Raw genomic sequence first — 11,774 nt, 5'->3', positions numbered from 1 at the left:
GTGCCTCGACCCGGGACGTCTGCGAGCCAGTCGGGGCTATTTCTTCAGGTCGCTGAGGTTCCAGCATGCGGTCTGGCTGTCCGCATTCTCCTTGGTGATCGGGATCAGCGTCGTGTATTCCGAGCCCTTGACCGAGCCGGCCTTGGCGCCCGACGACAGCAGCCACTTGATCGTGCCGGCCATCTGCGCCGCCTGCGTCGGCACGTCGTAGCTCAGGTTGAGGTCGAAGGCGCCGGACTTCACCAGTTCACAGGCGCCCTTGCGCTCGCCGCCGCCGGAAGTCGCAACGAACACCTTTCCGGTGAGGCCGGCTTCTTTGACCGCCGCCGCGGTGCCGATATCCATGCCGTCCCAGAAGCCGACGATGCCGCAGAGGTCGGGATTCTGCTTCAGCACGGTCTGCGTGATCGCCTTGGCCTTCGCCGCGTCCCAATCTGCGGCCTGGCTTGAGACCACCTTGATCTCCGGATGCTTGGCGAGAACGTTCTCGACGCCCTTGAGCGTGTAGGCGCTTGCGGCCGCGGAGAGCGCGCCTTGCACGATGGCGATCTTGTTCGACTTGCCTTGGCAGGCCTTGACCACCGCCTCGGTGTCCTTCTCGCCGATCTCGATCCAGTTGGCGCCGACGAAGGCCGAGCTGCGATAGGCCGAGCCCATGTTGATCTGGATGACGTAGATGCCTTCGTTCTCGGCGCGCTGCAGCAGCTTGGCATAGGTCTGCACGTCCGGATTGTGGATAACCATCACGGCGGGCTTCTCAGAGATCAGCGAGGTCACCGCCTGGGCGCCGGCATTGGTGTTCCAGTTGGGATCGCGGATCTCGAACTTCACGCCGAAGGGCTCGAGCTCCTTCTTCAGGCCGGCATACCAGCCTTCGGTGAGGTCGAAGTTCATGGCGACCGGAACGTAAGCCACCGTCTTGCCGGCGAGGGCCTCCTTGAACGGCTTCTGGAACGGCTCGTCGAGGCCCTTTTGGGCCAGGGCCGGTCCGGCGATGGCCGCAAGCCCGAGTGTGGCAACGAGTATCTTTGCAGTCCTGATCACGCGCTTCACTGCTTCCTCCTTGGTTGGCGTCGTTGTCGTTCCACTCAGATGTCGCCCTGCTGCGCCGTTTCTTCGTTGCGCGGATTCAGGAAGGAATCCGTGATGACGGCGAGCAGCAGGACCACGCCTTTGATGAGGTTCTGACCGGCATAGGAAATGTCCATGATGGTCATGCCGTTGAGCATCGTGCCGATCAGAAGCGTTCCGATGATCACGTTGAGCACGCCGCCGCGGCCGCCGGAGAGCCCGATGCCGCCGAGCACGACGACCAGGATGACGTCGTAGATCAGGGTCGAGTTGAAGATGCGGGTCGGCATCGAATTGACGGAGGCTGCCATCACGAGACCGGCGAAGCAGCCGATCAGCGCCGCGACGGCATACTGCAGCACGATGATCGGACGCGAGGGGATGCCGGTGACGCGGGCGGCGTAGGGATTGTCGCCGATCGCGTAGATATAGGCGCCCCAGCGCGTCCGGCGCAGCAGGAACGCCACCACGATGCAGGCGATCGCGAACATCACGATCGAACTGGGAATGCCGAGCATGGTGCCTTGCCCGAGCCGCTCGAACCCGGCCATGCCGTCGCTCCACTGCACGACGTCGAGCTGAAACAGCGCGGCCTGGCCGAGCCCGGCGAGCAGCAGGCCGGTTGCCAGCGTCGCAAACAGCGACGGGACTTCGGCGTAGGCGATCAGCCAGCCATTGATCAGGCCGAAAGCGATCGTGAGCAGCACGGCGGTCAGCAGCGACGCGGTCAGCGAGTGGCCGTCCTGCACCATCTGCAGCACGAGCCCCGGCGGCACCGCCAGCGCTGCGATCAGCGAGATGTCGATGCCGCGTCCGATCACGACGATCGCCATCGCAAGCCCGAGGATACCGAGCACGGCGACGTTCTGCAGGAGCGTCAGCATGTTCTCGGGGGTCAGAAAGCCGCGCAGGAAAATCGAGAACGCGAGGAAGAGCACGGCGAACACGGCGAAGACGATCTCCTGCTGACTGAATCGGAATCGCTTCATTGCCTAGTCCTTCCTGCGGGCTATGAGTGCGCCATCTGCTTCGGTTTGGAGCGGGAGCCGGCGACGATGCGGCCGGTCCGGTTTCGTGCCGCCAAGGCGGCGTCGACGAACGTCGCGACGCCGTTGATGTAGGCCTCGATCGAGGTGCCGCGGGTGCGATACTTCGCGCGCTTGACGTACCAGTCCTGCAGCAGCGGCTTGATCAGCGACGCCGTGAGCGTGACCTGCTCGATCGTGAAGACCCCGCTGGCGACGCCCTGCTTGAGGACGTTGGCGATGATCTTCTCGGTCATGACCTCCATGTCCTTTGCGCGCTGACGCTCTGCCGGTGGAAACGACTTCGCCTCCATGAAGGCGAACACGAACCAGGGCTGCATCGCCTCGCTCATCCGGACATGCGTCGCGATGATCCAGTGCAGATGCTTGCGGGCATCCCCTTTGACGTCGTCGGGTGGCGCGGTGAGAACTTCGGAAGCGGTCTCCGCGACCTCGCCGAGGATCATCGACAGCAGCGTCGGCTTGCTGTCGAAGTAGGTGTAGAGCCCGCCCATGCTGAGGCCGGAGGCTTCCGCGAGCTGGCGCAGCGTGGTGGCGTGAAAGCCGTGCTTGTTGGACAGCGTGAGCGTGGCGCCGATGATGCGCGTGAGGTTCGGAACGGCGAGATGCGGCTTCTGGACCTTGATGGAATCGCGGTGGCGCTCAAGGATGCGTGCGCAAAGCACGTCCATCGAGAATGCATTGGTCCCCGGTCGCTGGCGCGCGAGACGCAACGTTGCCTCCTCCCAATGTGTAGCCCGGACTCTATTGTCTGGTTGTCTGGTCCAGGCGTGGGCTCTTGGCCCTTAATAATTCCTAGCCTAGAGACTGGCCGTCGGAAAAGGGGGGCGATCAAATTTTCTGAGAGAGCGCTCGCTCGTTTTCTGACCCAAGGTCGGGGTTGACGACCGGTTCTCCGTGGATGGTGTCAGCGCCGGCTGATGGATGGCTCGACCGAGGTCGCCCTGCGGCTGACCGTGCAGCCGAACATGGCGTCCTGCGCCTATTAGAGCATGATCTGATCCGGAAAAGTGACTGATCACTCCGCCGCGTGAGGCACGCTGCCGCGCTTGGCGTCGACCTTGCCTTGAGACAGCGCGGCGATGGCCACGAGCGCGGCGGCAAAGCCTGCGGCCGCGCCGACGCCGAGCGCCCAGCGCGGACCAAGGTGATCGGCGACCCATCCGACGATCGGGGCGCCGATCGGGGTGCCGCCGAGCGCGACGCCGAGCCGGAGCGCCATCACTCGTCCGCGCATCGCGGGTTCGGTCGAGAGCTGCATCAGCGCGTTCGAGGTGTTGGTGACGGTGAGTGCGGCGACGCCGATCACGACGAGTGCGGCGGCGAACAGCCAGTAATTCGGCGCCAGCGCCGCCAGTGTGCAGCCCAGTCCGAAGATCGCGGCGCCGAGCAACAGCGAGGCGAAGCGCGGCCGGTCGCGGCTCGCGGCAAGCAACGCGCCCGACATCGTGCCGACAGCCATCATCGACGACAGCAGGCCAAAGCCGCGCGCGTCGGTGTGGAAGACGCCAACCGCCATGGTCGAGATGAATATCGGGAAGTTCAGCCCGAAGGTGCCGATCAGGAACAGCATCACTAGGGTCGTCCTGAGGTCGGGGCGCGACCAGACATAGTGAAAGCCCTGCGTGACGCTGCCCTTGGCGCGGTGGGCGCGCGCGTTCGGGCGGAGCTCGGATTTGCGGAGCAGCAACAGCGACGCCAGCACCGCAAGGAACGACGCGCCGTTGAAGAGGAATGCCCAGCCGGTGCCGACGGAGGCGATGATGAGGCCGGCGACCGCGGGTCCGATCATCCGCGCGGCGTTGAACGAGGTCGAGTTCAGCGCAATCGCGTTCGACAGGTCCCGATCACCCACCAGTTCGGCGACGAATGTCTGGCGCACCGGGGCATCGAGCGCCGCGCTGCAGCCGAACAGGAAAGCGAATGTGCAGACGTGCCAGAGCTGCACCAGCCCGGTGACGGTCAGAGCCCCGAGGATAAGTGCGAGCGCGCCCATGGTCGCCTGGGTGGCCATCAACAGCCGGCGCTGGTTGAAATGATCGGCGGCAAAGCCTGACCATGGCATCAGCAGAAGCTGTGGCCCGAACTGCAGCGCCATGACGATGCCGACGGCGGACGCGCTATGATTCGTAAGCTGGGTGAGAACGAGCCAATCCTGCGCGGCGCGCTGCATCCAGGTCCCGACGTTGGACACCAGCGCGCCCGCGGCCCAGATCCGGTAGTTGAAGCTCCGCAGTGATCGAAACACGCCTCTCATGATCGCTCTGGTCCATTGCCGCCGTGAAACCGCCCGAACCGCCGCGCCAGCAGGACGCCGATCAGGAGTCCGCCAAGGCCGAGTGCGGCGACGTGGCTCGTGGTCCGCAGGCCGAATTCGCCGACGCGGCAGACCAGGAGATATCCGATGAGCAGATTGAAGACGCCCCACACGATGTTGACGGTCGATGTCGACAGTCCCTCGCCCGGCGGTTTCGCGAACGGGGTCTGGAACGGCTCGCCCATCATGCCGGCGACGACATGGGGAATGGCGTTGGTGAGGAATCCGCCGCCGAAGAAGTAGGCGACGAGGTCAAGCCAGTTCATGCACGTGCGTCCCTTCGAGGAGTTCGATGATCGACTGCGTCGAGCCGGTCTCGCCGAGCCGCGGGAAGACGTTGGCGAGGCTGTAATCGTGCGCCTCCGGTCGGATGTCAGTCATGGCGAGGGCGCATGCGCGCGCCACGACATCACCGATCGGATGGATGAAGGGTGAGCCCAAGAGGCCGCTCTGCAGATCGACAACGATGAGGGCCGTGATCGGATCGAGCGTCGTGAGGGCCATGATCATTTCCTTCTGCCAACCGGGATTCGGCGCGATCGATGCGGCGAAGCCCGCATCAATCGTCGATGAGCCGCTTCAAAAGCCTGACAGCGGCGGCGAGTTCGTCCTGCTCCTGCGACGACAGTCGCGCCGTGATGGTGCGCGACAGCCAGTCCTGCCGCGCGGCGCGCCCGGCCTGGATCCAGTCGTGGCAGGCATCCGTGAGAGACATGATGGTTTGTCGGCCGTCTTCCGGATCGGGCCTGCCGGTGACGAGGCCTGCCGCCTCGAGCGCGGCGACCGCCGAACTCATCGATTGCGGACGCATCCCTTCGGATCGCGCCAGGCTCGATACGGTCGCGGGCCCGTCTTTCTCGAGCCGAAGCAGGACCGCCACCTGGGAGGGCGGCAGGTCTCCGCGATCGCTCTGCTCGCGCAGCCTGCGCTTCAGTTTTCCGATCAGCAGGCGCAGGTCCTCAGCCAGCGCCGAGACGCGCGATTGCCGGAGGGACTCCGATGAATTGTTCATGTCGATAGAGATTAGATATATACAGGTAAGCTGTAAAGATTATCTGTGCAGTTTAGCTGCAGAGCTGATCTGCTCGTTGCGGGCAGCTCCGTTCGCGGTCAACGCCGTGCAAGCGGACCGCTGTCCTACCGGGGACAAGGTCATGCGACGGCGAGGAAGACGGCCCTCCATCCGAAGTCACGGTGCGAACTTCGACGAGCTATGGCGTGTGCTGAGCGGGAAGCGAATGCGCTACCAGATGGCGCGTGCGCAGAGCAGCGATAGGCTCCGCGGCGAGGATGGGTGCTCCGGTCAGACGGCGTGCCGGCGTTCAGGCCGAACGCTGGCCGGCCGATGTGTCCTCGTCGTCGTCCGGAAGGCTGGCGAGACGGGCCCGCAGCTCGTCGATCGACGCGAACTCCAGCTTTCGCCCCGGCAACATCGCGACGATGGTCCCGTCAGCGCGCAGCTGATAGTCCATGTTGTTGACGGTGCCGGAGTGAACGACCGCGGGTGCCTGCCGCGCCTCGCTCGCCGGCGTTCGACGCGCGGGCAACGAGGACCGTCCAGGCCGTGACGACCGGCCGATCAGCGGATGCGCCGGCTCTTGCGGTGCGACGGCGTCTTCCGCTGCGCGGGCATCCTGCGCCGCCTGCCGTTTCGCGTCGCGCGATCGAAGCGGAGACTGACGTTCCACCGTCGCGGTGGCGATGGCTGGAACGGTTTCGGTCGGTTCAGCAAGCGGCAGCTCCGCGCGTGTCTCGATCGCCTCCCGCAACCGGTCGAGTTTCCGGACCACGAGGCCCAGACCCGAGATCACGACCCCCGAGGCAACGAAGATCAGCCCGCTGCCGAACAGCGCGCTCCCGAACGGTGTTTCGAGCGCGCTGACGCCGAACAGGACCGCGGCGAGGCCGCTGCCGACGAACGCCAACCCAATGATCCAGAGCGCGAGCATGCATCCTCGTTGTCTGTTGCAGCCGTGGTCGCGCAACTTAACGGCGACGGCTGCCGTGCGTTCCGGGCCTTTCTACCATTCACCGCCGGCGAGGGGCAGACAATGGCCCGGCCGGCGCGCTATTCGCGCGTGGCTCCGCTGCCGGGAGCGGCAGCCCCATCAAAGTGGTCGCCGGCACGATGTTTCGCAACCTGCGGCCCGGCCTGCTCACCCGCTCCACCGGCCATTGTGCCCAGGAAGATCTCGCGCGCGCGCCTGGTTGCCGAGGCGTAGCGCATCGTCGCGCTGATCTTGATCAGGCCTGCGCGCGCAAGCCCGAGCACGGCGCGTCGCGAGTGGAATGGTCCGGTCTTGCTTGCGGCATATCCGCGCGGATAGAGCTGCAGACGGCCGGCGAGGGCTTCGTGCAGCGCCGCCTTCTGCGTCGCGCTCAGGCGGCGCCGCTTTGCGGGCTTGGCCGAGTCGCCCAAACTGCGCGGCTCCGTGCGCGACGATTTTCGTGGCGCGACCCTCATCCGTCAGCTCACTCCGGTCGAATGGCGCGGCCTGCGTGAGGCGCGGCCCGGCTGGCATCGCCACGTGCACCCGCATGTGGCACACCGCGGCTTGCACGATTTCACGAACCAGAAACCGCATTTCGGGCGGCAGCGGCATCTGACGAAAGTCAGGATCGGTCGTGACGAAAGTCATATTCGTTTGCGGCCGCCGCGGGCTTACGCCAAAGTGGGTGGCTCGCTGAGCTGATTTGGGCAACGAATGATCGACCTGAGCGCGGACTTGCTTCCGGCCGCAGAAGCCGACGTCATCGGCCTCGCCGTTATCGGCGCCGACCGAAAGATGGTGCGGAAGATCGGGCGCCTCGTCGAATGGCTTCCCGCTGTAGGCACCGATTGCTGCGAATGCATGCTGCTGGTCGGAATGGAATCCGAATTGGCGTCGCTCGCCGCGGGAGAGCGCGACACGATCGCGCTTGCCGGCGTTCGCGGCGCATCGCCGGGGATGGCGCAACCGGTGACGGCCGTGGTGCTGTGGAATGGCGAGCAGTCGCACTACTTCGTCATCGCGATGCCGGACTTCGCGGCGCGTCAGGTCGAAACGCTGCTCGGCAGCGAGCGCCGCGCCCGCCGCCTGATGGAGCAGCAGCTCGAGGCGGCGAGCGCGGAGGTGCGCTTCGCCTCGCTCGCACGCACCCGCCTTCGCCTGGCGCGCGACCTGCACGATACGCTCGTGCACTCGATCGTAGCGCTGCTGACCCAGATCAGGCTTGTCCGGCATTATCTGTCGACCGATCCGGCGCGCGCCGCGCACGGACTTGCGACCGCGGAAGACGCGGCGGCGAGCGGGCTGGCGCGCGCCCGCGAGGCGATCGCCCGCCTGCGCACGCCCGACGATCTCGAGCTCGATCTGGACGTTGAAGGATTGCTGGCCGACTTCGCGGACCGCAGCGGGATCGCCGTCACGACCCACATCGACGACGGGGCGCGCGGAGGATTGCGCGATTGCGCCTTGACCGTGCAACGCATCCTCAGCGAGGCACTGCGCAATGTCCAGGCGCATGCGAAGGCGCGTCATGTCTCGTTTCGTGCGTTCGAGGAGCCGGCCGCGGTCGGCCGGAAGCTGATCGTGGAGATTCGTGACGACGGGCGCGGCTTTGATCCGGCGGTGCCGAAGCCTGGACATTTCGGATTGATTGGAATGGCCGAATTTGCTGAACTCGTTGGCGGAGACTGCGCGGTGGAAAGTGCACCGGGGCAGGGTACACTGGTCCGGATATCGCTGCCCGTGGGAGTGCCGCCGGCGGCGTCTGCGGGCGTGCTGGCCGAGTGAGCAGACGGCCGCGGCATTGATGATCATGAGGCTTTCGAGAGAACGATGGAATCGCCCGTGAGCAAGATCGAGAAGGTGCGGGTGCTGATCGCCGAGGACCAGGCATTGATCCGCGAAGGGATCGCCACGCTCCTTGCCCAACAGAACGACGATTTCGATTTGCTTCCCGGCGCGGCCGACGGCGAGCAGGCCATCGAGTTTGCGCGGCGATACCGGCCCGACGTCATTCTGATGGATCTGCAGATGCCGCGCGTCGGCGGCATCGCGGCGACCCAGCGGATCCTGCGCGAGCTTCCGCAGACCCATATCGTCGTCCTGACGACATTCGAGACCAACGATCTGATCTTCGAGGCCGTGAGCGCGGGCGCGAAGGCGTATCTGTTGAAGGACGCCAGGATGGAGGAGATCGCAGACACGATCCGCGCCGTGATGAACGGGCAGTCCGGACTGTCACCGGGCGTGGCCGCGCGCATCCTCGACGAATTCAAGCGGCTGCGCGGCCCGCGCATTTCGGCGAAGCTGCCGGTTCGCGACGGGTTGACCGCGCGAGAGAATGAAATTCTCACGCTGATCGTCGAGGGCAAGAGCAACACGGAGATCGGCGAGCGGCTACATCTGGCCGAGGGAACCGTGAAGAACTACGTCAGCACCATCCTGGAAAAATGCCAGGTCAAGAACCGTACAGAACTCGCAATAAAGGCAATAACTTATTAGAAATAATTGCTCGCGATCGCACGCTCTCCGGCCTCATCCCCTTCTGATTGCTCGCCTTGCTCTGTGCCGGGCCAACGAAATTGGCTATAGGACTGTTCTGGATTTGCTTTTTACAGCAAAGCCGGATTTTGCGTAGCTTCGGACGAGCAGGATTACGACCATGAAGGGCAGCGAGCGCCAGACCAGGGACACGGATGGAGCCGCCAATGGCGCGGATGCGGCGGCGCACGCCGCGGCGACGATCGATCAGGTCCGCGACCTCCTGTTCGGCGGCGCGCAGCGCTCGATCGAAAGCAATCTGGCCGGCCTGCGCGAGGAGATGCAGGCGTCGCTGAAGCAGATGCAGGCGGACTTCGCCAACGAGATCGCTGCCGTTCAGGCGCGGGTCTCCGACCTCGAGCGCGACACCGAGCAGAAGCGGCTCGACTCGCTGAAGGATATCGGTACGGCCATCTCGCAGCTCGGCGCAGCGATCAGCGGATTGGGATCCGGCCGCACGGGAAAATAACATGGCAGCTGCTGCCGGCCAGAACCGCGAGATCGAGCAGCTCAAGACATTGCTGTTTCAGCCCGAGGCGACGCGCCTGCAGTCGCTGGAAGCCGACCTTACGTCGCTGCAGCAATATGTCGGCTCCGCCGATCGTCTCGAGGCCGCAACGGCCGACATCCTGGTCGCGGCCCTCGAGCGCGCCGAGGTCAATCGGCCGCGCGAACTCGCCAACGCGATCGCGCCCACCGTGGTCTCCGCGATCAGGAGCGAGATCAGGAATTCGCGCGAGCTGATGGTCGAGGCGCTGTATCCGATCGTCGGCCGGCTGGTCAGCGCCGCGGTGGCGAATTCCTTCAGGGAGATGGTTGCAGCCCTAGAGCAGCGCATCAATTCCCTGACGTCTACCCAGCTTTGGGTGGGGCGCATCAAGTCGCTGGTGACGGGACGTCCGATCAGCGAGTTCGTGCTGGCCGACAATCCGCCGCGGGTGAACCGCCTGCTGATCATCGAGCGCGGCAATGGACGCCTGGTCGCGGACTGGAAGCGCGACGAAACGCCCGACGAACGCGCCGACCTGCTCAGCGCGATGGTCGCGGCGATCCTGGAGTTTTCCGTTCAGGCGCTCGCCGGCGAGGGCAACCTGCAGACGCTCGATTTCGGCGGACGGCAGATCGCGCTGCGCGCCTCGCCGCGTTTCATCCTCGCGGCGGAGTGTCTCGGCCCGCTGCGGCCCGCCGACAATGCCCGGATCAATTCGCTGTTCTTCGATTCGATCGAGCGAATCGACCGCGGAGCGAATTGCGATGCCCCGATGCTTGCGTCGCTGGCGGCGTCGATCGAGACGGATGACACGCCGCGCAAGGCGACGGGTCGGCGCGGCAAGATCATTCTGTTCGGTCTGCTTGCGGCCGCAGCTGCGATGCTGGTCTGGTTCGCGGCCGTATCGGTGACGCGGAGCCTGCTGGAGCGGCGCACCTATGCGGCGCTGGAGCAGCTTGCCGCGAAGCAGCCGTTGCTGACCACGTTTCCGCTTCGGCTCGACTTCGATCATCACAGCCGAAGCGTCGCGGTATCGGGCATCGAGCCGAGCCAGCTGGAGACCGCGCCTTTGATCGATGCGCTCGCGGCGGCCGCGGCGCCGTACCGGGTCGTCGACCGGATCGGCCTCGTGTCCGCGCCGGAGCAGCTCGCGGCATCGCAGGCCGGGATCAGCAGCCTGCAGCAGAGCCTGGCGCGCCTGCAAGCGAGCGTCGACCAGATGCGGGAGGCGATGACCGAGCAATCGAAGTCGGGTGATCAGAAATCAGCGGCGCTGAGTGCGCAATATGACAAGCTCGCCGATCAGCACGCCAAATTGGGCGAGCAATACGCCGCGCTGCAGTCGGTCGTCGATGGTCCGGCCGCGCGGCTCGACCGCTTCATCGCCTCGACGGCGGTGTTCTTCGCCAACAATTCCAACGAATTCCTCGACAACGATCAGGCCGAGCAGCAGATCCGCCAGCTCGCAGGGTTGCTGGCGAACAACGACCTCAGGGTTCGCATCGTCGGATATGCCGACCAGAGCGGCACGGAGGGCACCAACAGGACACTGGCGCGCAAGCGGGCCGAGCAGGTGGCGCGGAGACTGACCGCGCTCGGGATCGATCCGTCGCGACTGATCCTGGTGTCGCGTGCGGCGACCATGCCGATCACCGACCGGATCGACACGACGGTCGGCGGCAACCGCCGCGTGTCGTTCGAAAACGTCTATCGAACCGAAGTGGCGCACTGATGCTTACCGCGAAGGTCATGCTGCTCGGCGATATGGGGGTCGGCAAGACGTCGATCCTATACCGGCTGGTCTACGACCGGTTCGAGGGGCAATACAAGTCGACCCTCGGCGTCGAGATTCTGAGCCACGACGTCGCGCCCGCCGACGGCGGCGAGCCGATGCGGCTGGTGTTGTGGGACACTGACGGCGATTTCGGCACGCAGATTTTCGACACCGTCTACGTTACCGGCGCGTCCGCCGCGATCATCGTGTCCGATGTCACACGGCCGCAGACGGTCACCCGCATGGTCGAACTGGTCCGTGGTTTCGAGGCCAGGTTTCCGGGCAGGCCCTACAGGGCGCTCCTGAACAAGATCGACCTTCCGGAAGCAGCAGGCAGCGCAGGCGCGATCAGCGAGCTCGCAAGATCGAGCGTCAAATCGGTGAGCGCAAAGACCGGCGCGGGAATCGCGGAAAGCTTTGCGGAACTCGCCCAGACCATTCGTCGCCGCCAGCTCTAGATTCTCGTTTGACGCGTTTTCTTCGCGCGAACCGGTCTCCACTTCGCTCGAAAACGCTCTAGTCGCAGCACCGGGTCTTTGTCGGTCGC

At 65.3% G+C, this 11,774-nt stretch carries 15 protein-coding genes; 6 read left to right on the top strand and 9 right to left on the bottom strand.

Annotated features, from left to right (window positions below):
• Positions 1-36: 36 nt before the first annotated feature.
• The 9 genes from MTX19_RS37955 to MTX19_RS37915 all read right to left on the bottom strand — a co-directional run bounded on the left by MTX19_RS37955 (position 37) and on the right by MTX19_RS37915 (position 6,853).
• Positions 37-1,053 (bottom strand): sugar ABC transporter substrate-binding protein, encoded by a 1,017-nt coding sequence (locus MTX19_RS37955; protein ID WP_280975233.1) that lies wholly within the window; start codon positions 1,051-1,053, stop codon positions 37-39.
• A 35-nt stretch (positions 1,054-1,088) separates the two neighbouring features.
• Positions 1,089-2,060: an ABC transporter permease gene (locus MTX19_RS37950; protein WP_280981734.1), complete on the bottom strand. Its 972-nt coding sequence runs from the start codon at positions 2,058-2,060 to the stop codon at positions 1,089-1,091.
• A gap of 20 nt (positions 2,061-2,080) precedes the next feature.
• Positions 2,081-2,788 carry a TetR/AcrR family transcriptional regulator gene (locus MTX19_RS37945; protein ID WP_280984630.1) on the bottom strand — a complete coding sequence of 236 codons (708 nt, stop codon included), beginning with the start codon at positions 2,786-2,788 and terminating at the stop codon, positions 2,081-2,083.
• A 347-nt stretch (positions 2,789-3,135) separates the two neighbouring features.
• A complete protein-coding gene (locus MTX19_RS37940) occupies positions 3,136-4,374 on the bottom strand; it encodes an MFS transporter (protein WP_280981732.1) in 1,239 nt (412 codons plus the stop codon).
• Entirely contained in the window at positions 4,371-4,700 is a 330-nt protein-coding gene (locus tag MTX19_RS37935; RefSeq protein ID WP_280981731.1) for a hypothetical protein, read from the bottom strand. The genes MTX19_RS37940 and MTX19_RS37935 overlap by 4 nt, the downstream gene beginning before the upstream one ends.
• The gene (locus MTX19_RS37930) at positions 4,687-4,938 is read right to left on the bottom strand and encodes a hypothetical protein (protein ID WP_280981730.1); all 252 of its coding nucleotides are present in this window, start codon (positions 4,936-4,938) and stop codon (positions 4,687-4,689) included. The genes MTX19_RS37935 and MTX19_RS37930 overlap by 14 nt, the downstream gene beginning before the upstream one ends.
• Positions 4,939-4,993: 55 nt before the next feature.
• Positions 4,994-5,446, bottom strand: coding sequence for a MarR family transcriptional regulator (locus tag MTX19_RS37925; protein WP_280981729.1), 453 nt, complete (start codon positions 5,444-5,446; stop codon positions 4,994-4,996).
• 310 nt (positions 5,447-5,756) lie between these two features.
• Positions 5,757-6,383 (bottom strand): hypothetical protein, encoded by a 627-nt coding sequence (locus tag MTX19_RS37920; protein WP_280981727.1) that lies wholly within the window; start codon positions 6,381-6,383, stop codon positions 5,757-5,759.
• A 119-nt stretch (positions 6,384-6,502) separates the two neighbouring features.
• Positions 6,503-6,853: a hypothetical protein gene (locus MTX19_RS37915; RefSeq protein WP_280981725.1), complete on the bottom strand. Its 351-nt coding sequence runs from the start codon at positions 6,851-6,853 to the stop codon at positions 6,503-6,505.
• Between MTX19_RS37915 and MTX19_RS37910 the strand changes: the two genes are divergently transcribed.
• The 6 genes from MTX19_RS37910 to MTX19_RS37885 all read left to right on the top strand — a co-directional run bounded on the left by MTX19_RS37910 (position 6,837) and on the right by MTX19_RS37885 (position 11,685).
• Positions 6,837-7,127: a hypothetical protein gene (locus MTX19_RS37910; protein ID WP_280981723.1), complete on the top strand. Its 291-nt coding sequence runs from the start codon at positions 6,837-6,839 to the stop codon at positions 7,125-7,127. The genes MTX19_RS37915 and MTX19_RS37910 overlap by 17 nt on opposite strands.
• A 12-nt stretch (positions 7,128-7,139) precedes the next feature.
• Positions 7,140-8,210: a histidine kinase gene (locus MTX19_RS37905; RefSeq protein WP_280981722.1), complete on the top strand. Its 1,071-nt coding sequence runs from the start codon at positions 7,140-7,142 to the stop codon at positions 8,208-8,210.
• A gap of 45 nt (positions 8,211-8,255) precedes the next feature.
• Positions 8,256-8,924 (top strand): response regulator transcription factor, encoded by a 669-nt coding sequence (locus tag MTX19_RS37900; RefSeq protein WP_280981721.1) that lies wholly within the window; start codon positions 8,256-8,258, stop codon positions 8,922-8,924.
• 160 nt (positions 8,925-9,084) lie between these two features.
• The gene (locus MTX19_RS37895; protein ID WP_280981720.1) at positions 9,085-9,432 is read left to right on the top strand and encodes a hypothetical protein; all 348 of its coding nucleotides are present in this window, start codon (positions 9,085-9,087) and stop codon (positions 9,430-9,432) included.
• Between the two features lies 1 nt (position 9,433).
• Complete coding sequence (locus MTX19_RS37890) at positions 9,434-11,185, top strand: OmpA family protein (protein WP_280981719.1); 1,752 nt, start codon at positions 9,434-9,436, stop codon at positions 11,183-11,185.
• Positions 11,185-11,685 (top strand): Rab family GTPase, encoded by a 501-nt coding sequence (locus tag MTX19_RS37885; protein ID WP_280985752.1) that lies wholly within the window; start codon positions 11,185-11,187, stop codon positions 11,683-11,685. Before MTX19_RS37890 ends, MTX19_RS37885 begins: the two co-directional genes overlap by 1 nt.
• Positions 11,686-11,774 lie beyond the last annotated feature (89 nt).

The sequence above is a fragment of the Bradyrhizobium sp. ISRA464 genome, assembly GCF_029910095.1.
GTDB lineage: Bacteria > Pseudomonadota > Alphaproteobacteria > Rhizobiales > Xanthobacteraceae > Bradyrhizobium.
This window is presented reverse-complemented; position numbering and strand designations above follow the sequence as displayed.

What these genes read in the sequence shown, in the direction of transcription:
- MTX19_RS37950 (WP_280981734.1), bottom strand. Translation starts at nt 2,060, where the DNA reads ATGAAGCGATTCCGATTCAGTCAGCAGGAGATCGTCTTCGCCGTGTTC.
- MTX19_RS37945 (WP_280984630.1), bottom strand. Translation starts at nt 2,788, where the DNA reads ATGGACGTGCTTTGCGCACGCATCCTTGAGCGCCACCGCGATTCCATC.
- MTX19_RS37940 (WP_280981732.1), bottom strand. Translation starts at nt 4,374, where the DNA reads ATGAGAGGCGTGTTTCGATCACTGCGGAGCTTCAACTACCGGATCTGG.
- MTX19_RS37935 (WP_280981731.1), bottom strand. Translation starts at nt 4,700, where the DNA reads ATGAACTGGCTTGACCTCGTCGCCTACTTCTTCGGCGGCGGATTCCTC.
- MTX19_RS37930 (WP_280981730.1), bottom strand. Translation starts at nt 4,938, where the DNA reads ATGGCCCTCACGACGCTCGATCCGATCACGGCCCTCATCGTTGTCGAT.
- MTX19_RS37925 (WP_280981729.1), bottom strand. Translation starts at nt 5,446, where the DNA reads ATGAACAATTCATCGGAGTCCCTCCGGCAATCGCGCGTCTCGGCGCTG.
- MTX19_RS37920 (WP_280981727.1), bottom strand. Translation starts at nt 6,383, where the DNA reads ATGCTCGCGCTCTGGATCATTGGGTTGGCGTTCGTCGGCAGCGGCCTC.
- MTX19_RS37905 (WP_280981722.1), top strand. Translation starts at nt 7,140, where the DNA reads ATGATCGACCTGAGCGCGGACTTGCTTCCGGCCGCAGAAGCCGACGTC.
- MTX19_RS37900 (WP_280981721.1), top strand. Translation starts at nt 8,256, where the DNA reads ATGGAATCGCCCGTGAGCAAGATCGAGAAGGTGCGGGTGCTGATCGCC.
- MTX19_RS37895 (WP_280981720.1), top strand. Translation starts at nt 9,085, where the DNA reads ATGAAGGGCAGCGAGCGCCAGACCAGGGACACGGATGGAGCCGCCAAT.
- MTX19_RS37890 (WP_280981719.1), top strand. Translation starts at nt 9,434, where the DNA reads ATGGCAGCTGCTGCCGGCCAGAACCGCGAGATCGAGCAGCTCAAGACA.
- MTX19_RS37885 (WP_280985752.1), top strand. Translation starts at nt 11,185, where the DNA reads ATGCTTACCGCGAAGGTCATGCTGCTCGGCGATATGGGGGTCGGCAAG.